The following is a 17,900-nucleotide window of genomic DNA, read 5'->3' as shown; positions in this document are numbered from 1 at the left end:
GCCATTCCCCGGCACTATCAAAACGATACGCAGCGGCAATTGGAACAGGTGGTCGGGCGCCGGGATCAACAACCGCCCCTGCGCGCGGACCATCGCCTCTACTTCAGCGTAGCCAGATAGGCAACGAGGTCCGCTCGGTCCTCGGAATTCTTCAGCCCCGCATAGGGCATTCTGTTTCCGGGAACGACTTTTTGTGGTGATTCCAGATACGCATCGAGGATCTTCACGTCCCACACGATGTCGGACTTCTTCATCGCATTGCTGTAGCGGAATCCGGCAACCGAACCGGCCTTCCTGCCGATGACGCCTCCCAGACCTGGCCCAACACGATTGGCATGATCCGTCGCGTGGCATGCAGCACAGGCCTTGAAGACGACCTTTCCGTGCTCCACGTCCTGCGCATAGCCTCGGTTCGCTGTCACGTCGGCAAGCCCGACAACCATTATAAACACGGCAATATTGCCAACGCCTTTCATAGAGAATGCCCTTCGTGGATGACGATTAGAGGTGGCGCGGCCGCGCGACGTAATCATTGAGGTCATCGCCAAGGCGAAGCGCCAGCGCTCCAAGCGGACCTGTGGGATTGTAGCCGGCGTTAAAGGGATAGACGGATGCACCGACGACAAAGAGGTTCTCCGCATCCCAGTGCTGCAGATGAGGGGAGACGACGCTGGTCAGGGGGTCGCTTCCCATGATCGTGCCGCCAGTAATATGGGTCGTTTGATAGACGCGGCTATCATAAGGTCCCGTCCGGGGAGCTGTCGGCGGCGCGATGTCCGCGCCCGTCGCTTTTGCGATCTCATCGATCTTTTTCGACAAATAGACCGACATCTTGCGTTCGTTCTCGCGTACGTCGAACGTCATGCGAAGGAGCGGCTGTCCATAGGCATCGACATAGGTCGGATCGAGATCGACGTAGTTCTCACGATGCGGATACCAGCTTCCATGGGCTGATATGCTGAAATTGTGCGCATACCAATCGGCGTTGGCTTTCTTCCAAGTCGAGCCCCATTTCGGGGTGCCCGGAGGCACTGCCCGGCTTGTAATCGGCCGCCCGTTCGTCACGTTGGCGTAGATGTAGCCACCGCCAAGGAAGCCGAGGCCGCTATGGTCGAAATTGTCGCCGTTGAATTCGTCGATCACCGTTTGTGAGGCACCGGACGCCAGGAACGGATTAATCCAGCGGTCTTTGAAGAAGACGCGCGTCCCGGACATCGTCTGGTGGCAGAAATTCTTGCCGACCACGCCGTTGCCGGTCTTCGGATTGTAAGCCGCACCGATGCCTGCCATCAGCAAAAACTTGGTATTCGACATCGTGAAGGAAGAGAGTACGACAACGTCTGCCGGCTGTTCGTACTCCTCGCCGCTTACGCGATCGATGTAGCGAACGCCTTTTACGCGCTTTGCCTTCTTGTCATAAAGAATGTCGAGAACGTGCGTTTGCAGCCGTAACTCGAAGCCCTTGCGCTGTCTTAGCATGGGGTAGAGCAAGACCTCCGGGCTCGCCTTCGCGTTGGCCTCGCAGATGAAGCGCTCGCAATGGCCACAGAACTGACATTGGCCAAGCTGCATGCCATCGGGATTGGAGTAGGCGGCCGGAGAGTTCGCCGCCGGCATCGGAAACGGCTTGTAGCCGAGCTTTTTGGCTGCCTCGCTGAAGATCACGCCCGCCTCAGTGATGGGCAATGGCTTTTGCGGATATTCGTTCTTCCTTGGAGCCTCGAACGGATTTCCCCCGGCCTGCACCTTGCCGCCAAGATTGCCAGCCTTGCCGGCGATCCCGAACAGCTTTTCGAACTGATCGTGATACGATTCCAACTCAGCATAAGTGACGCCCCAATCCTGGATCGCCATGTCCGCCGGAATCGCTTTCTTCCCATACCGGCTTTCGAGATGGGTGCGCAGGGCGGGATCATGTTCGCCCCAGCGCCAGGTCTGACCGTTCCAGTGATTGGCGGCGCCACCCATTCCTTCGCCTGATTTGAAAGCCTGGACGCGGCGTATCGGCAAGGCCGCTTCGCCGCCATTGTGGCGGAGCGTGTAAGTCTGGACGGACCAGTCCTGAAAGAGCTCGCCGTGTACGTCCCAACGCAGCTCATCACGCTGCGACGGCAGGCTGGTGGCAGCGGTATGGGTCCGGTCGATCCCCCGTTCGAGGACGACGACGTCGACGCCTTTGGCAGTTAGCTGGCGGGCGGCAAGCGCCGCGGTAAATCCTCCGCCGACGAACACGACAGCGCGGCGTTTCAAGCGTGTAGCCATGATATCCTCTCAAGCGAAGTCGGCGATGGATTTCGGGTCAGCAGCGCCTGGAAAGGGCTTGCCGCGGAAATCGATCATGTCTTGGGAATGAACCGCAGGCAGACCCGGATAGCCAATTGCCTTCCAGAAAATCTTGCCGACATTGCCGCCGTAGATGGGGTCGGCAAAGCACGCTTGCTCAAACAGCGGATAGAGGAGTTCGTTGAACCATGTCGAGAGATGGATGCGCTCGTCCACCACCTTCCCCTCGGCAATTTCATGGAGAAAATGGTCGGCAGCGCTCTCATCGAGTTCGCTAAAACTCTTGCCATTCTGTTTTCGGCAGGCCGCATCTGCGGCAGCGAGCCCTGCCTTGAAAAACTGCTCGGGCGTGAGCGGCGATTGATACCCAAGCTGAGGCTTACCCTCGTGCCAGGGGCCGCGCATATAAAGACGCGCGCCCTTGCCGAAGCTGCCTGCCATTTGTCGATCGATATAGACAGCAAGCCCGCAATCGACGCCACCTGGTGTTAAAGCGTCGGCAGGACACATGACATTGACAATCGCCTCGACCAGGCCCGCCTCGTCAGGGCCGAACGATAGATATCCGAGTGTTGGCGACGGCAGCCTCGCTGAAGGAATACTCGCGGAAGCATCTCCGGCCTGGGAGGAGGAGACAGGCTCGGATGCTTCCGCGAGAGCCGCGGTCGTCGCGGTTGAACCTACGAGAATGGCCGGAGCGAGCGAAGCGGCTCCGGTGGCGGCTGCCACGCCGAGGAAGCCCCGACGGTTCGGATGAAGAAATTTGTCGCTCTGATCATTGCTCATTGGCGTTGCGGTTCACTTTCTTGGTCGTGGCAAAACCACGTGATCCCATAACGGACTCTAGCCCATGCATGGCGCGGAGGCTCCACGCGGCAGTCTGAATGAAGCGTTGACCGCCTGTGCTCAGCCGGCCAATCGTTGTCAGGATCGGACGGGACGGGCGGAATTAGAAATTCCCTTTGGACATGCTTTCGATAGGCGCCAGGTATCGTCGTTCGAACCCTTGCCTGATCTGTCGCGGGCCATCTCAAACTCGTCGATCTCTGGATTTTTCCGGACAAGCCCACTGCGATTGGGGCGCTTGTTATGTGTCTGGACGAACGGCGACGGATTGTGGATTAGCGGCGCGATTTGCCGCCGTATTTTTAGTCCGCGGCGGCGCACGGCCCGCGGCACTCCCGTCAGGCCCTTTAAGGATGAACGCGTCGATGGACAATCTGACTGCAACGCTGTCCGATACCGACAACAGCCTCATTCGATCCGGTGTGGGCGAGGGACTGTCCCGCCGTCAAAAGGCGATCCCGTGCCGCTGGCTGTATGACGAGCGGGGCTCACTGTTCGAAGACATCACGCGCCTTGAAGACTACTATCCTACGCGAGCGGAGCCATCGATCCTGCGGACGCGGCAACTCGTGTTGCCCGTAGGTGGGATCAAGGAGAAGGTTGTCGCCGCTGCAGCTGCAGGTTTGACTCGCGTGCTTCCACCCGCCCGCAACCGACGCGACTTCGATGATATCCCCGCCGGCGCTCGAGATAAGCTCGAGTTCGTTTGGCTTGAACGTGTCGACGACGCAATAGCAGCGGCGTTGGAGGAGATTGCAAATCCAGCCGCGTCGGCGACAGATGTGGCGACGCAGTCCCAGCAGGTGCCGCTTGCCGCGCGGCGGGCGCAGTGATGATCCGCCCCTGAATCACCGGCGCCGCTGCGCCAGGATGGGTCGATCGAATGCTCCGCGAGGGATCAACGCGAGGTGTCCCTGACGAAACGTCGGCATTAGCTCCGGTGGATTCATTGAGTTTTGCCCGTCATCGCGACGCTCAGCCAGACTATTCATGTTGCGGCTGAATATATCAAATTCGGCGGCAACCACTACTCCATCGACCGCAACTGGGTGATTGTCTAGCGTCTTCAATTGAAGGCAACGAAGACTAAACCGATCAAATCCCAGATCAGGTTGGAGCGCGGAACGGCCCTTCGCCCAGTTGCAGTAGGCTGCCTGCGTGAGATGGCATCGACCCGCTGTCCCAGAGCCAAGCTGATGTGGGCCCGAGCATCATAGAGGCTTCCGGACGTGGCAGGCGAGCCGTTCTGGCGTATATCGCGACAAGATCTCGACAAGTTGATGACGACCTTGGACGTCACCTTCGTCAGGCTGTCGGAATGCGCGCTTGCGGCGGACGCTCACCTGGCGCTTGCCCGCGCGGCGGCTCCGACCATCCATTACTGCCTTCGGGGCACCGGATTTATCCTCCTTGACAATGAAGCGCCCATACGCCTGACACCTCACACACTGGTGATTGTCCCCCCTGGCCAAGCTGTCACGATCACTGCGTCGGAGCATCCGATAGCGCCGCGGAATGGGGGCAAACACGGAGTGGGCGGATCCACACTAGGCTCTTCGCAGCGGCACAGCATTGGAGAGGGAGAGCCGAAACTGGTGCTCGCATGCGGGCCCTTTCGCGCGCACTACGGTCCGGCGCTCGACTTGTTCGCTTCTCTCGCGACGCCCATTGTCGAAGAATTCGACGTGCACGACCAACTCGACCAGGTTATGGCTTATGCAATGGCAGAGCTTACGGCCCAGGACGTTGGTGGGGGGCCCATGTCGACGGCACTGCTGAAACTTGTCCTCATCACCTTACTTCGGCGATGCCTGGTGTCGACGAACGCGTGGGTCGAACGGTTTACAAACTTAAGCGATCCGCCGATCGCACGAGCTTTTGCCGAAATGGCCTCGCGCCCGTCCGCGGCGCACACCGTTCAGAGCCTCTCTCACGCTGTCGGTCTCAGCCGATCTGCTTTCATGGCGCGTTTTTCCGCCGCCTTCGGAGAGTCGCCGATGTCATTGCTTCGCCGGGTGCGGATGCGTCACGCAGCGGATCTGCTTGCGGCAAACGCGCTGTCTATCGATCAAGTTGCGTTGAATGCCGGTTACCAGAGCCGTAGCAGCTTCACGCGTGCTTTCCGCAGACAACATGGTGATGACCCGTCTGAATACCGTGCCAAGGCGCAGCGACCTCCGTTTGTCAGTTCGACGACAGCCGATGACGTGATCGAGGAATCGGATGCAGCCTAAGCTGGACTTCAAGCGGCGGGTGCATAGATGCAGTCATTGCGCGATGCGCTTCGTGCAATTTCCATCCGTCGTTTCGATCGGTATCGGACGGCTCGAAACTCAAACTATTAAGGTGGACGGCAAGATTACGCGGGCAACGCAAACGCTCTCGGGTGTGGCGGCGTCATGGAGCTCAAAGAAGACGTTCGGCAATCCTGCGGCGGAGAACTTTTAAGTCATTCGCGAAAACGCGAATACCCTCCGCCAGCTTCTCGGTCGCCATGGCGTCTTCGTTCATGATCCACCGAAAGGTTGTTTCGTCCATCGGCCCTTCGGGGGCTAGGTGTTTTAGGTCGACGGCGTCTTCGCTCACGAACCAATGGCAGATTTCGTCTTCCGCCGTTCGCAAGGAACGTGGCTCCGGGGCCGTGGGCGCCAGGACACGTTTGATCCGGCCTTCTTCGGAAGCAAGGGCATCCATAAGGGCCGGCGCGATCGTAAGGCGATCGCATCCGGCCAACGCTTCGATTTGGCCAGTGTTACGGAACGACGCGCCCATGACGATCGTCTCGATTCCGTTTGATTTGTAGTAGCCGTAGATGTCCCGCACGGATCGAACTCCAGGGTCCTCGTCGGCAGTGAAGTCCCTTCCGGAGGACTTCTTGTGCCAATCATAGATGCGGCCTACGAATGGCGAGATCAGGAAGGCACCTGCCTCGGCGCTGGCGATTGCCTGTGCACGGTTCAATAGCAACGTCATGTTGCATTTCACGCCTTCGCCTTGGAGGATCTGTGCAGCGCGTATGCCCTCCCATGTCGAAGCGAGTTTGATAAGAACGCGCTCGGGTTCGATGCCACGTTGCTTGTAGGCTTCGATGATCTGACGCGCTCTTGCGACTGATGCCCCGATGTTGAACGAGAGGTTCGCATCCACTTCGGTCGACACGTAGCCTGGCACGAGTCGCAACAGTTCGACACCGATGGACACAGCGAGCCGATCGGCCGTCGCTGCAGCAAGTCGCGCACCGTCGCCGCTCTGGCTCCGTCCCCAGGCCAACGCTTCATCGACAACATTCCCGTACTCCGGAGTGTCAATGGCCTTCAGAACTATCGTTGGATTCGTCGTGCAATCGGTCGGCTTGAGACGTGCGACCGCCGCGAAATCTCCGGAGTCAGCGACGATCGTGGTCATTGTGCGGAGCTGATCAAGTTTTGACGCCAAGGCCGTCTTCCTCTCATGTTGGTCCGAGCCGAAGACACACCGCAATGCCGTTTCTCTCACCGAGCGAGGCCGCTGTTCTCCGAGTTCGGCGTTGTCACGATTAAGGGGCTCTGTTTTTAGACCGGCTTGCCCGATTGTTCTTCCTCGAATGTCACCGCAACGGCCGCATTCGCTGAAAGGCGAACCTTCTGCCCCTCGATGTCGGCGACCAGACCAGCATCGATGAAATGTGCATGGCCCTTGTGCTGGCCTTCGCCGCTGTCACGCTTGGCGAGTCGGATGCGACCGTCGACAACTGCGTCCACGGTGCCAATGTGGACGCCGTCCGCGCCGATCACTTCCATGTTCCGAGCTATCTTGTCCGTGGTCATCGAGTCTCTCCTTTTTGCATCGATTCCTTTGGGGCTACGCATCTTCGGCCAAGCGGAGGCCCGCGAACTGCCAACGCATGTGCGCAGGGAAGAAGTTGCGGTAGGTCGCACGGAGGTGTCCGGGCGGCGTGACACAAGAGCCGCCGCGCAAAACAAACTGCCCGGACATAAACTTGCCATTGTATTCGCCGACGGCGCCTTCGACCGCTCGGAAGCACGGGTAAGGCGAAAACGGGCTGCGCGTCCACTCCCAAACGTCGCCGAACAGCTGCTGCAAGCCTGGTTTCTGCGGCGATGCCGGCTTTGGCCTAAGCCTATTGAGATCGAGGAAATTACCGTCGACGTCGAGCTTCTGCGCCGCAACTTCCCATTCCACCTCGCTCGGCAGCCGCTTTCCAGACCACGTGGCGAAAGCATCGGCCTCGAAGTAGCTGACATGTGCGACGGGCGCTGTCGGGTCGACCAACTGGAAGCCTCGCAGCGTCATCGTCCAATGCTGTCCCTCGCGCATCTCCCAGTAGAGCGGATGCGACCAGCGATCGGCCAGGACTTTTGCCCAACCTTCGGACAGCCACAGAAGTGGCTTGGTGTAGCCGCCGTCCTCGATGAATTCCATCCACTCTGCGTTGGTCACCAGGCGATTGGCGAGGCGGAACGGCTCCGTCAATACGCGGTGTCGCGGTCCCTCACTGTCGAAGGCGAAACCCGCGCCGCCATGGCCGATCTCGACGATTCCTCCATCGAAGTCGGTGAAGGAGAGGGCGGGAAGCATTGCGGTCTCGACCGTCACCGGGGCAGGGTCACGATAAGCCGGCCGGATTGGATTCTGCGCGAACAGATGAAGGATGTCCGTGAGCAGGAGTTCCTGGTGCTGTTGCTCGTGGTGGCATCCGAGCTCGATCAGTTCTGCAACCGCACGGGCTGGGCGAGAGTTGAGCAGCTTCGCAACGGCGTGGTCGACATGTGACCGGTAGGCGTAGATCTCATCCAACGTCGGCCGCGTAACCATGCCGCGCCGCGGACGCGGCTGTCGCGCTCCCAGCGTCTCGTAGTACGAATTGAAGAGAAACGTGAACTTCTCGTCGAAGGGCTTGTAGTCCTTCACATAACGCGAGAGCACCATCGCCTCGAAAAACCAGGTAGTATGTGCGAGATGCCACTTTGCGGGGCTCGCATCGGGCATCGATTGAACAGTCGCATCGGCGTCGGACAGAGGCTCGCCGAGCGCCTCGCTCGTGTGCCGGACTTCGCGGTAGAACCCCTCAAGGTCAGAGGGTTGAAGTGACGATTGGAAAAGATGCGCAGAAGCCATTGCAAGTCCTCAGTATGAATTCGGAATGAGCTATCGCAACGGGCATGGCACCGCGCGGACTAAACGCCATGCAATTTTCGGAAGTCGAGAATCTTAAAGCCGTGTCCAACCGTCCAATCCTCGCCACCTTGTCGCGCTTCGAGCGACCCTACAGCGGGCGGCGAGGATGATTGTCGAACGAGCTGCAGAGCACATGCAGTTCCACTGTGTCCGCAGCGCCTCAAAGCGTGAGACGGCCCTCAGGCGGCGGTTCTCCGCGGCAACTTCCAGTCCGGCCGAACGAAATGGCAGGTGTAGCCACTCGGATAACGCTCCAGGTAATCCTGGTGTTCGGGCTCCGCCTCCCAGAAATCGCCAACAGGGGATAGTTCCGTCACGACTTTGCCCGGCCACAGCCCTGACGCCTCGACGTCCGCGATGGTTTCTTCGGCGACACGTTTCTGCTCGTCATTGGTATAGAAGATTGCGGATCTGTAGCTGGCTCCACGGTCGTTTCCTTGGCGGTTCGGCGTGGAGGGGTCGTGGATCTGGAAGAAAAACTCCAGCAAGTCGCGAAAGCTTGTTTTGCGCGGATCGAAAATGACCTCGAGCGCTTCCGCGTGCGTGCCGTGGTTGCGATAAGTGGCGTTCTTGACGTCGCCACCGGAGTAACCGACCCGGGTCGAAACGACTCCGGGCAAACGCCGCACCAGCTGCTGCATACCCCAGAAGCAGCCGCCGGCAAGGACCGCGCGTTCCGTATTCGCTGCCATTGTCAGGCCTCCTGTTTTGCAAAGAGCTTCGCGTATTCGCCGTACCCTTCGCTCTCCAACTGGTCGTGATGGATGAAGCGTAGGGAGGCCGAGTTCATGCAATATCTCAAACCACCTTTGTCGCGCGGCCCGTCGGGGAAGAGGTGACCCAGATGGCTGTCGCCGTGCTTGGAGCGGACCCCAGTGCGAATCATGCCGTGCGAGCTGTCGACCTTCTCGACGACGTTCGCAGCTTCGAGAGGTCGTGTGAAGCTCGGCCAGCCGGTGCCGCTGTCGAACTTGTCGAACGATGCGAAAAGCGGCTCGCCGGAAACGACGTCGACATAGAGACCAGGCTCTTTGTTGTTCCAGTATTCGTTTGAAAACGGGCGTTCGGTGCCATCCGTCTGCGTAACGCGGTACTGCTCGGGAGTCAGCTTCGAGACCGCTTCCGGGTTTTTCCTATAGGTCGGCATTCGCGGAACTCCTCTCTTGTTCTGGTCTGAAGATAAGTATCGGGTGGGCGAGCGTCCAATCACCACCGGCTATCGAAACCATGCCATGCGGGCCGCCGTTAGAGGTGCTTCAATCCCAGGGCGTCACGGCATTTGCCCCCAAACGGGAGGTCTGAAATTATTGGAACAGGACTTTGAATCGGCGCTCGCAGCGATACCGAGTGGCTACGGCGAAGGCATTTACGAGGGTCTGCGCTATGGCGTCACCGTGCGGAGGTCGCAAGATGGAAAGCGCATAAGCCTGTTTGCGCGAGAGCTCGCCGGTGGCGATCTCGTCAGTTTCAATTTTTACCGGTTGAGCTCCGGTGAGGGCACTTTGCGGCCCTGCGAAATGCCGGTCGATAAAGTCGTTGCTTTTGTTCACGGTTACCTTCCGGACAATCGGCCGCAGTCCACATCACGCGCCGATAGGCTTCAATGACCGCGATCGATGCGACATCGGACGAGGAGGTCCCACCGAATGCAAATCTAAGTGCTGCGATCGCAACGAGGCCGCGAAGCCGCGCGGCTGCGTTGTTGATGCCGCAGGCCGACCCGCCCAAGTCGCTCGGGACAGCGTCCAGCACTACGGTCGTGAGCGGGGTGACGCACGCCGTCACACCGATCGCCACGTTGACGACTGTACTATCGATGAACCCGAGACTTGAGCCGAGAATGGACGTGGGCAGTACCCAACGCGGATCGCGCCCCCGCGGGCCGAACCGCTGACGGGGTTTCGCAGGGCACCTTCTGGAATCCTACCAACCCGGCCCCCTTTCGCCGACCCACCGAGACCCGCGCGTTCCGTGATCGCAGGTCCTCAGACGTTAGCCAATTTCGGCTACGACGTGGAGGCGACCTGGCGTAACGATTCCAAGATCTGCGTCGGCTCCTCCCGGATCGTGAAGTCCGGTTCGACGAACGCGCTGCGGATTCGGCCTTCGGTGTCGATGATATAAGTCGCGGGAATGGGTAGCATCCAGACTGGCGAACCGTGCCTAGCGCCGAAGTCGAACCCTAGTCCGGAATAATGCGTTTTGGTTTCATCGGGCACACGGAACAATACGCCGTACGATACCGCAACCCCGTAGTCGACGTCGGACAGTACCTTCAGATCCAGGCCGAGATTTTGCTTGAGCTGGCGCGGGAATTGCCTTGTCTCGGGCGTCACGACCGCGAGCGTTGCGCCGAGGCTCTCGAATTCGTCCTTCGCGGCCTGCAGCGCGCACAGCTCGGCGGTGCAGAACGGACACCAGCCGCCTCGGAAGAAACTCAGGACGAGGGGGCCATCGCGGCGTAGTTGCTCCGAGGAGTGGAGACGGCCGTCCGCGTCCGGAAGAAGGAAGTCCGGCGCGGTGTCTCCGACCTTCAATGCGTGCGATGCCACGCCCGTATCGCGAAGCCAGCCTACGAGGTGGTTGTATGACTCCCAGTCTGCGGCGCTGAACGTCGCCAACAGCTCCGAGCGTATCTGGGCGAGTGTCTGGTCGGTCTGGTTTGACATCGGTGGAGTGTAAGACTGCGGATTAATCGGATGGGAGCAGTTGGCCGGCGGCATACCCGTCGTGGTCATGCCGCCACGCCCGCCGCTTCCGGAAGCGTTACTTGTGGCATGCCGCGATTGGGCACGTCGATAGACCAGTCGCGAAGTCGCGCCACCTTGACGAAAGCGTCCAGTGCCGGCGAGTAGCGGCGGCCCTGCACGGCCAGCAACCGGACTTCCCGCGAAACCTGATCGCCTTCGAGCGGAATGGTCTTGAGTGTCGGAAGGCGCGGCATGTGTTCCGGTGCGAGCATCACGCCAAAGCCGGCCGCTGCCATGTGCTGCAAGTGCAATTCATGCCCGCTGCAGTGGCCGAGATGGGGAGGTTCATCAGGAAAATAGGTCTGTTGGATCTTTCGAGCGACGTCGCATCCGGCGCGATCGAGCAAGACGGTCTCTCGGAGGTCGTCGATCCTGATCGACGGACGGTTTGCCAGTTGGTGTGTCGGTGCGAGAACTGCAACGTAGCGCTCCTCGAACAGCGACCAGTCATCGATACGGGCGGGCATATCCTGCACGGCGCCGACCATCGCGGCGTTGATCTCCCCCTCAAGCAACAGATTGACGAGCTTGTCTGCTGCACCCTCGCGCAGCTCGACGTGAAGGCCGGGGACGAACTTTGCGATCTCCGCGATTGGATCGACGACGAGCGACGCCGAGATCGAGGGGGCGAGGCCAATCTTCAGCGGGGCGACCTCTTTGCGTTGGAACTCCTGCGCTCTGCGACGCACCGCCTGTGCTGAAGCGAGTGTGCGCTCCAGCATCGGAAGGACTTCTTTCCCGAGGTCGGTGAGCTGCGTCAGCTGGCGCTCGCGGTAGATCAACTGGCCACCGAGCTCATGCTCGAGCTTCTGCACGCCCTTGGTCAGGGCAGGCTGCGTAACATTGCACTGCTCGGCGGCGCGGGTGAAGTTGAGGGTGGACGCGACGGCGAGGAAATAACGGACCTGATGAAGCTCCATGTGTTGTTCTCCGTCAAGTTGCGACTGTCTGTATTGACGAGCCTTTGCACTCGACGGCGTGACCGGGCACGCCGTAATCATGGCGCGTGGATGCCACTTACCGACACAGGTTGGAATGGCCCAGTCTATTGGTTTGGACGCGCGGACACGCTTTCTGGAGCCCGTGAACATGGGCCGCCGCCCGCGGCGAGGTGGGCAAGGACCGGGATCAGTTCGGACGGGTCGCCGCGCCGCGTGTAGTCGACGCTGATGTCGGCATACTCGATCGTCCCGTCACGGGCCACGACGTACCGGGCGGGCATGGTCAACGTCCAGCTCGCATCGCCGTTGAAGGTCGCGAGATCCAATCCTGATTCCTGCTCGACGGTACGCAATTCGTCGGAGGCCTTCCAGCGCAGGCCGAATGCGTGCGCGACCTTGCCCCCCGCGTCGACCAGGCTGGCGAATGAAAGGGCATTTCGCCTCTGCGTCTCAAGGCTGTTGTCAGCGGTCTGCTGCGAGACGACCACCAGCGAGGCACCAAGGCTGCGAATGTCGCGAGAGGCTGACTCGATCGCGCGAAGGTCAACTGTGCAATAAGGGCACCACCTTCCTCTGTAGAAAACGAGGACCATCGGGCCGTGCCGTAGCGCCTCGCGCGACGAGAACGCCCGGCCGTTACCGTCACGCAACCGAAACGAGGGGGCTTGCTCCCCGGCTTGCGTAGCCCGCTCGGCCAGTCCAGAGGCGGCAAGCGCTTCCACCGCCCGTTGCCGAACGAGCGTCACATTTGGCGGGGTCCTCGCCAAATCAGCGGCTTTAACAGCGTCCAACTGGTCCTGGAGTAACATCTTCGGCTCGTCGCGCGGCGCGATATACCGCTGTCATAATCGCTGATGTAGTGTGGGTCGGGTAGCCTTGCTACGAGAGTTTGAGTTATTTTTGTCGTGCATGAATGAGCGTCCTCGGACGGGGCGGCTATTTCTTTCTTTTTGAGCTCGATTTTGGTGCAGAAACCTTAGCGAGATCCGCCGCAAGAGACTTCCGCAGCCGAGGCGCGGCGAATTCCATAAAGCGACGCAGCTTGAGGGGAAGGATCGCCAGCCCCGCATGCACCATGTGCACCGGGGTGGGCTCGGGCTCGTAGTCTTCGAGAATGACCCTCAATTTCCCCGCTTCTACCGCCCGCGCGACCTGATAGGAGAGTACGTTCGTGACGCCGACACCGGCGATCGCTGCATCGATCGCCGCCTCGGCGGTGTTGATTTTCAGCCGGCAATAGGGGCGGACGCTCCTCGAGGCCTTGCCGCGCGGGTTGAAGATCCACGTCATCCCGGCCGCGAGAGCCGTGAACGTTACGCACATGTGCTCCGATAGGTCCTCGGGGGCTCTAGGGACGCCATGAGCTGCGAAATAGTCAGGACTACCGCAAACTACTCGTCTGATATCGCCGACTTTCGTGGCTATGAGCGTGCTGTCGGGCAACATGCCGACTCGAACCGCCAGGTCGATATGCTCGTCAACGATGTTGATCGTGTGGTCGGACAGCGTCAATTGAACGCTGATCTGTGGGAAGTGGGCTAGGAATTCGTTCACGACCGGTACGACATGCAGGCGTCCGAAGACAATCGGAGCGGTCATCGTAAGCGTGCCGCGTGGGACGCTGTATTCTCCGGCGGCCTGCGTTTCGGCCTCCTCGACCTGTTCCAGGATGCGTTTGCATGCGGCAACGTAGGCGACGCCCGCCTCTGTCAGCGACAGTTTCCGCGTGGATCGAACCAGCAGCTGGGTGTTGAGGTGCGTCTCAAGTTCGGCAACCTTCCGGCTGATCGTCGGCAGCGGGACGCCGAGTTGCCGGCCCGCCGCCGAGAAGCTGCCTGCCTCGGCGGACGCCACCAAAATCGACATTGCATCAAGCCGGTCCATTTTCTCTCACATTCCGAGAGGCCATTTCTCACGATTACCGGATTATGTCGTGGAGCGGTAGGGGCTACACAGCGGTTCGAAGGCCAAGCGTGCCAGATTTGAATGGAGAGGAGAGAGAATGTCCCGCATCGCTATTCCCGGGCGCGATGATGCACCCGCCGAGTCTCAGCCGATACTCGACAACGTCAACAGGATGCTGGGGTTTGTGCCGAATCACTATCGCCTCATGTCCATAAGCCCGAATGCGCTCAGCGGTTGGGCGGGGCTGATGGGGCCAGTGTCGAAGACCCTCGATCTGAAGACCCGGGAAGGGATCGCACTAGCAGTCTCGGAGGCTAACGGTTGCGATTACTGCCTTGCCGCGCACAGCTACGTCTCGACAAATTTGGCGAAGATTCCCCCGGAGGAGATTGCGCTAAACCGTCAGGGCTGCTCCAGCGACCCCAAACGCAAGGCTGCGGTTGCTTTCGCGAAGGCGCTCATCGAAACGCGCGGCAAAGTCTCCGACGCCCAGTTCGAAGCTGTCAGGGATGCAGGCTGGACCGATGCCAACATCGTCGAAATAATCGCGCTGACCGCTCAGTTCCTGTTGACCAACTTCATCAATAATGCGGTAAGGACCCCGATCGATTTTCCAGCGGTCAGCCCCGCGAAGACAGATTAGCGGGGTGAATTCGATTGCTGGGCCGAAACAGCGGATGGCCGGGCGGCCCTCCTAGTTCCGATGCCAACTTAGTTTGCTCGCGGGCGCCAAGCGTCCAGTAGCGGCTCGGGGCGCTTCGGCGCGTCCACGAGACCGAGCGCGGCAATTCTGTGATAATCGGCGCGAACCTTGCCTGGCGCTAATCCGGGTCGATATTCGGAATGGGAAGCTCGCTCAGGTCGTCATCATAGTTGGCTGCCGGCCCGACGCTGACGCTATCGTTGGTGCGGATGTCGGCGCTGAGGCCGAGGGTTCGCCCGACAGGACACAGGTCGGCGGCCTGCATCAGCTGGGCCCGTTGATCTTTGCTCAGGTTTCCTTCGAGCGCGATGGATCGCTCGAACACGTCGCGCTCTCCCTCTTCACCGTGGTGATACGACACGGCCACCTCGAGGTGGGACAGAGGGAATTTGCGCCTTTGCGCTTGGAATCGTATCGTCATCGCTGTGCATGCAGCGAGCGAAGCGCTCAGTAATTCGTATGGATTCGCACCAGCCGCCCCGCCGTTCACGGCGCCGATCGAGAACTCCGATGCACCGGCACGCCCGTTGAGTGCATCGGCGCTATTTAGATCGCCCGCTACCACAGCCTGTGGGCCGGGGGTGCCACCACTGCCTGAATGCGTCATCCTGCTCTCCTTTCAGATCCTGACAGGACCCCTGGTGAGCCCGTCACAGACACTTCTCATTCACTTCAAGCGCTTGCCGCCATCTCGCGAGATCGGTAGTCGTTGGTGCACGTTTCTTCTCCGGCAGTGCCGTGCCGAACGCTCAAGGGACAGATCCTCCCGTTGCAGGCGGTCAGGAGTGCGGACTGTCTCCGCGTGTGGCGTCCGCATAATATTGTGGCGCCTCGCGCCGATCGTATTTCCCATAGTCCCGCACGATGCGAACCGTCCGGATTCTCGCCTTGTCGTTCGGCGCAGAAGCGTCCTCGTAGGCTTGCGCGGCCGCGGCGTCCTTCCAAGTTATCAGGAGGATCAACTCGCCGGGTGTGAGGACGGCGTCGAAGATGTCCCACGACGTGCTATCGGCGGCGAAGGGATTCAGGCCGAGCCATTCAGCGCAATCGTATGGATTGTTGGTCTGCTTCCACTGTGCAGGTCGAGAGGCGTTGATCAGTGTCACGGTCGTTCCCTCGCCGACCTCCGTCTCGTCGAGCCTCTGTTCCGTAAGGGCGTACCCTTCCGGGAGGTGATTGTCGGCGGTGACTTGGCCAACGCGCAGGCGATAGTCGGCTAGGATTTCGTCGCGGCCTTTCTGCTGGAGCTCGTGGTGATGTATGCGGGTGCGCCAACGAACCAGCGACTTCTCGTCTCGCCAGTTCGACAGTGAAAGGATCCAGCCTTCACGAATCAGGCTCTTGTAACGGATGTTGTCGACGAAGCCTTCTTCTTGCTCCAGTTCGGGACGCAGCTTCTCGGCATTGTCGAGGTAGTCGTCCCTTTTGTCAGTGTTTGGGAGAACTTCGAAAATTACTGAAAACATGGCCGTATCCCGTTTCTATAACCCGTGACGCTGTTGATTTCGATTTCGAAGTGACCCGACCCGTGCCATGACACGGCGTTGACGAAGGTTCCAGCCGATGGCGATCGAGATGGATAATGGCCGGCAACAACTAAGCTGGAGCCTTCCAACCGCAAATAAGAGGATCGAGCTTTGCCGGTTGGGCTGGTAGCCCTTGCAGTCGAATTTGATAAATTCACCGTACGCATGAGTAGGCTCTCTAAACCTCTCGTTTAGGTTGCGTTTTCGCATGGGTTGGACGCGGCCGATTATCCCGCTGACTGCGGCATCTCGCCTGATGCGGAGCGGTCGTACGCGAGAAGAAGCGCTTTTCAGGCACCGTAGCGTTCGGTCTTGATCAACCCGGGCTCCAACTCCAGTGCGAGAGCGGCATCCGCCGCGATGTTGACGAAGGGATTTGACCCACACACGAAGACAGCGCCAGGCGAGGCGGGCAGCCTCCTCGTCACATCGGCGACCATTTCCGCGTCGATTCTCCTGCTGAAATCCTTGCCACGCTTTGCCGGCTCGCGGGTCAGCGCCAAGGCAAAGGCGAAATCGGGCAGCGAACTCTCGAGTCCGAGGAGCTCATCCCTGAACAGGACGTCGTTCCAGGTCCGCGAGGAAAGCAACAGTGCGACCGGGACATGCTCACCGCTTGCTTTTCTATGCCGGATCATGGCCATAAGCGGTACCACGCCGGAGCCGGCGCCAATCAAAAGCACAGGCTTCTCGGTCGGCCCGGGCCAAAGAAAATGCCCGCCAAGTGGTCCGCGAAGCTCGATCGTATCGCCGACCTGAGCGACATCGTGGAAAAACGGCGAGACCTCACCATCCGCGAGGCGCTCGATGGCGAGTTCGATCACGTCCGAACCGTCCGGGGCGGAAGCGATCGAGTAGCTGCGCATAGCCGTGTAGCCGTCGGGCGCAGTCAAGCGGACATCAACGTGTTGGCCGGCCTTGTAGTCGAACGATTTCGCGAGGCGGAAGCAATAGCTCTTGATGGTTGGCGTTCTCGCGACAATCTCGACAATCGCGCAGCTCTGCCAACGCGCTGTGGCCGAAAACGCATCAGTCATTCGTATAGCGCTGCTCACGCCATGGGTCGCCATACACGTGGTAACCGCGCAGCTCCCAGAAACCGGGCTCGTCCCGTTGGGTGAACTGAAGTCCGTTCACCCACTTCGCCGATTTCCAGAAATAGAGATGAGGCACAAGCAGGCGCGCCGGCCCTCCGTGATCGCGCGGAAGCGGCTGCCCTTCATATTTAAGCGCGACCATCGCCTTGCCCGTCGCAAGGTCCGCGAGGGGCACGTTGGTTGAGTATCCGTCGTAGCAATGCGCGAGCGCGAAAGAAGTCGGAGCGCCAAGACCGGCGTCGGCGAGAATGTCGTCGATGGCCACGCCCTCCCATGCCGTATTGAGCTTCGACCACGACGTCACGCAGTGGATGTCTCTCGTCATCTTGGTTTTTGGAAGGGAATTGAATTCCGACCAATTCCAGACCTTGACCGGACGAGGTCCGACCTTGAGCGTGAAAGTCCAGTCCCCGGTTTCGATGCGCGGCGTGGGGCCGGCGGTGAGCACCGGAAAATTATCGACGAGATGCTGTCCCGGGGGGATCCGGTCCGATAGGTCCGATCCGGATTGCGGGCCTGTGAAACCACGAGTGACCATGGCGGATTTCCTCTGTCCTTGGTAAACATACGCCGGTCCGCACAAAACGCTAAACTGTCGTGGGCCGGGCGCGAATGCATGGGCGAGAATGAAACGGGCCGCGCCGAAAGAGAAATGACCTCGCGCCATGGAG

At 60.1% G+C, this 17,900-nt stretch carries 19 protein-coding genes and 2 pseudogenes; 4 read left to right on the top strand and 17 right to left on the bottom strand.

Translation table 11 applies throughout. From position 1 onward, the window contains the following. Positions 1-98: 98 nt before the first annotated feature. From FJ959_RS11835 to FJ959_RS11825, 3 genes are read right to left on the bottom strand one after another with little or no spacing between them, the layout of a single operon-like run. Positions 99-476, bottom strand: coding sequence for a cytochrome c family protein (locus FJ959_RS11835; protein ID WP_140581475.1), 378 nt, complete (start codon positions 474-476; stop codon positions 99-101). A gap of 25 nt (positions 477-501) precedes the next feature. Continuing rightward, positions 502-2,262: a GMC family oxidoreductase gene (locus tag FJ959_RS11830; RefSeq protein ID WP_140581472.1), complete on the bottom strand. Its 1,761-nt coding sequence runs from the start codon at positions 2,260-2,262 to the stop codon at positions 502-504. 9 nt (positions 2,263-2,271) lie between these two features. Next, positions 2,272-3,069 (bottom strand): gluconate 2-dehydrogenase subunit 3 family protein, encoded by a 798-nt coding sequence (locus FJ959_RS11825; RefSeq protein WP_140581469.1) that lies wholly within the window; start codon positions 3,067-3,069, stop codon positions 2,272-2,274. 182 nt (positions 3,070-3,251) lie between these two features. On the opposite strand from FJ959_RS11825, the pseudogene FJ959_RS32590 reads away from it, so the two are divergent. The 3 genes and pseudogenes from FJ959_RS32590 to FJ959_RS11815 form a co-directional block, all read left to right on the top strand. Next, positions 3,252-3,683: pseudogene (locus tag FJ959_RS32590) on the top strand (L-histidine N(alpha)-methyltransferase); the annotation flags it as partial. 12 nt (positions 3,684-3,695) lie between these two features. Then, positions 3,696-3,962, top strand: a pseudogene (locus FJ959_RS31990) (S16 family serine protease); the annotation flags it as partial. Between the two features lie 447 nt (positions 3,963-4,409). Then, positions 4,410-5,363, top strand: a complete 954-nt coding sequence (locus FJ959_RS11815) for an AraC family transcriptional regulator (RefSeq protein ID WP_210239510.1) — start codon at positions 4,410-4,412, stop codon at positions 5,361-5,363. Positions 5,364-5,535: 172 nt separating this feature from the next. On the opposite strand, the gene tal is transcribed toward FJ959_RS11815, so the two are convergent. The 10 genes from tal to FJ959_RS11765 form a co-directional block, all read right to left on the bottom strand. Then, positions 5,536-6,564: a transaldolase gene (gene tal / locus FJ959_RS11810; RefSeq protein ID WP_140581463.1), complete on the bottom strand. Its 1,029-nt coding sequence runs from the start codon at positions 6,562-6,564 to the stop codon at positions 5,536-5,538. A 116-nt stretch (positions 6,565-6,680) separates the two neighbouring features. Continuing rightward, positions 6,681-6,935, bottom strand: coding sequence for a DUF2171 domain-containing protein (locus FJ959_RS11805; protein WP_140581460.1), 255 nt, complete (start codon positions 6,933-6,935; stop codon positions 6,681-6,683). Positions 6,936-6,969: 34 nt separating this feature from the next. Then, positions 6,970-8,247 carry an ergothioneine biosynthesis protein EgtB gene (gene egtB / locus FJ959_RS11800; protein ID WP_140581457.1) on the bottom strand — a complete coding sequence of 426 codons (1,278 nt, stop codon included), beginning with the start codon at positions 8,245-8,247 and terminating at the stop codon, positions 6,970-6,972. A 239-nt stretch (positions 8,248-8,486) separates the two neighbouring features. Continuing rightward, the gene (gene msrA / locus FJ959_RS11795) at positions 8,487-8,999 is read right to left on the bottom strand and encodes a peptide-methionine (S)-S-oxide reductase MsrA (RefSeq protein ID WP_140581453.1); all 513 of its coding nucleotides are present in this window, start codon (positions 8,997-8,999) and stop codon (positions 8,487-8,489) included. Between the two features lie 2 nt (positions 9,000-9,001). Next, the gene (gene msrB / locus FJ959_RS11790; protein WP_140581450.1) at positions 9,002-9,454 is read right to left on the bottom strand and encodes a peptide-methionine (R)-S-oxide reductase MsrB; all 453 of its coding nucleotides are present in this window, start codon (positions 9,452-9,454) and stop codon (positions 9,002-9,004) included. 157 nt (positions 9,455-9,611) lie between these two features. Then, positions 9,612-9,857 (bottom strand): hypothetical protein, encoded by a 246-nt coding sequence (locus FJ959_RS32585; protein ID WP_181171893.1) that lies wholly within the window; start codon positions 9,855-9,857, stop codon positions 9,612-9,614. A 456-nt stretch (positions 9,858-10,313) separates the two neighbouring features. Beyond that, a complete protein-coding gene (locus FJ959_RS11780) occupies positions 10,314-11,045 on the bottom strand; it encodes a peroxiredoxin-like family protein (RefSeq protein ID WP_140581447.1) in 732 nt (243 codons plus the stop codon). Next, a complete protein-coding gene (locus FJ959_RS11775; RefSeq protein ID WP_140581444.1) occupies positions 11,042-11,977 on the bottom strand; it encodes a LysR family transcriptional regulator in 936 nt (311 codons plus the stop codon). The genes FJ959_RS11780 and FJ959_RS11775 overlap by 4 nt, the downstream gene beginning before the upstream one ends. A gap of 125 nt (positions 11,978-12,102) precedes the next feature. Further along, complete coding sequence (locus FJ959_RS11770; RefSeq protein ID WP_140581441.1) at positions 12,103-12,807, bottom strand: peroxiredoxin-like family protein; 705 nt, start codon at positions 12,805-12,807, stop codon at positions 12,103-12,105. A gap of 127 nt (positions 12,808-12,934) precedes the next feature. After that, complete coding sequence (locus tag FJ959_RS11765; RefSeq protein WP_140581439.1) at positions 12,935-13,882, bottom strand: LysR family transcriptional regulator; 948 nt, start codon at positions 13,880-13,882, stop codon at positions 12,935-12,937. Positions 13,883-14,000: 118 nt separating this feature from the next. On the opposite strand from FJ959_RS11765, the gene FJ959_RS11760 reads away from it, so the two are divergent. Further along, positions 14,001-14,546 carry a peroxidase-related enzyme gene (locus tag FJ959_RS11760; protein ID WP_140581436.1) on the top strand — a complete coding sequence of 182 codons (546 nt, stop codon included), beginning with the start codon at positions 14,001-14,003 and terminating at the stop codon, positions 14,544-14,546. Positions 14,547-14,724: 178 nt separating this feature from the next. Here the strand turns inward: FJ959_RS11760 and FJ959_RS11755 are convergent, their stop codons facing one another. The 4 genes from FJ959_RS11755 to FJ959_RS11740 form a co-directional block, all read right to left on the bottom strand. Beyond that, the gene (locus tag FJ959_RS11755) at positions 14,725-15,213 is read right to left on the bottom strand and encodes an OsmC family protein (RefSeq protein ID WP_140581434.1); all 489 of its coding nucleotides are present in this window, start codon (positions 15,211-15,213) and stop codon (positions 14,725-14,727) included. Positions 15,214-15,385: 172 nt separating this feature from the next. Then, on the bottom strand, positions 15,386-16,072 hold the full coding sequence (locus FJ959_RS11750) for an antibiotic biosynthesis monooxygenase (RefSeq protein WP_140581431.1): 687 nt from the start codon (positions 16,070-16,072) through the stop codon (positions 15,386-15,388). Positions 16,073-16,422: 350 nt separating this feature from the next. Further along, a complete protein-coding gene (locus FJ959_RS11745; protein ID WP_181171894.1) occupies positions 16,423-17,169 on the bottom strand; it encodes a ferredoxin reductase in 747 nt (248 codons plus the stop codon). Beyond that, complete coding sequence (locus FJ959_RS11740; RefSeq protein ID WP_140581428.1) at positions 17,162-17,767, bottom strand: sulfite oxidase-like oxidoreductase; 606 nt, start codon at positions 17,765-17,767, stop codon at positions 17,162-17,164. The genes FJ959_RS11745 and FJ959_RS11740 overlap by 8 nt, the downstream gene beginning before the upstream one ends. Positions 17,768-17,900 lie beyond the last annotated feature (133 nt).

Origin of the sequence: Mesorhizobium sp. B2-2-4 (assembly GCF_006442375.1) — a bacterium.
In the GTDB taxonomy this organism is placed as follows: domain Bacteria; phylum Pseudomonadota; class Alphaproteobacteria; order Rhizobiales; family Rhizobiaceae; genus Mesorhizobium.
The sequence above is the reverse complement of the archived record's forward strand: the minus strand, read 5'-3'. Positions and strand labels throughout refer to the sequence as shown.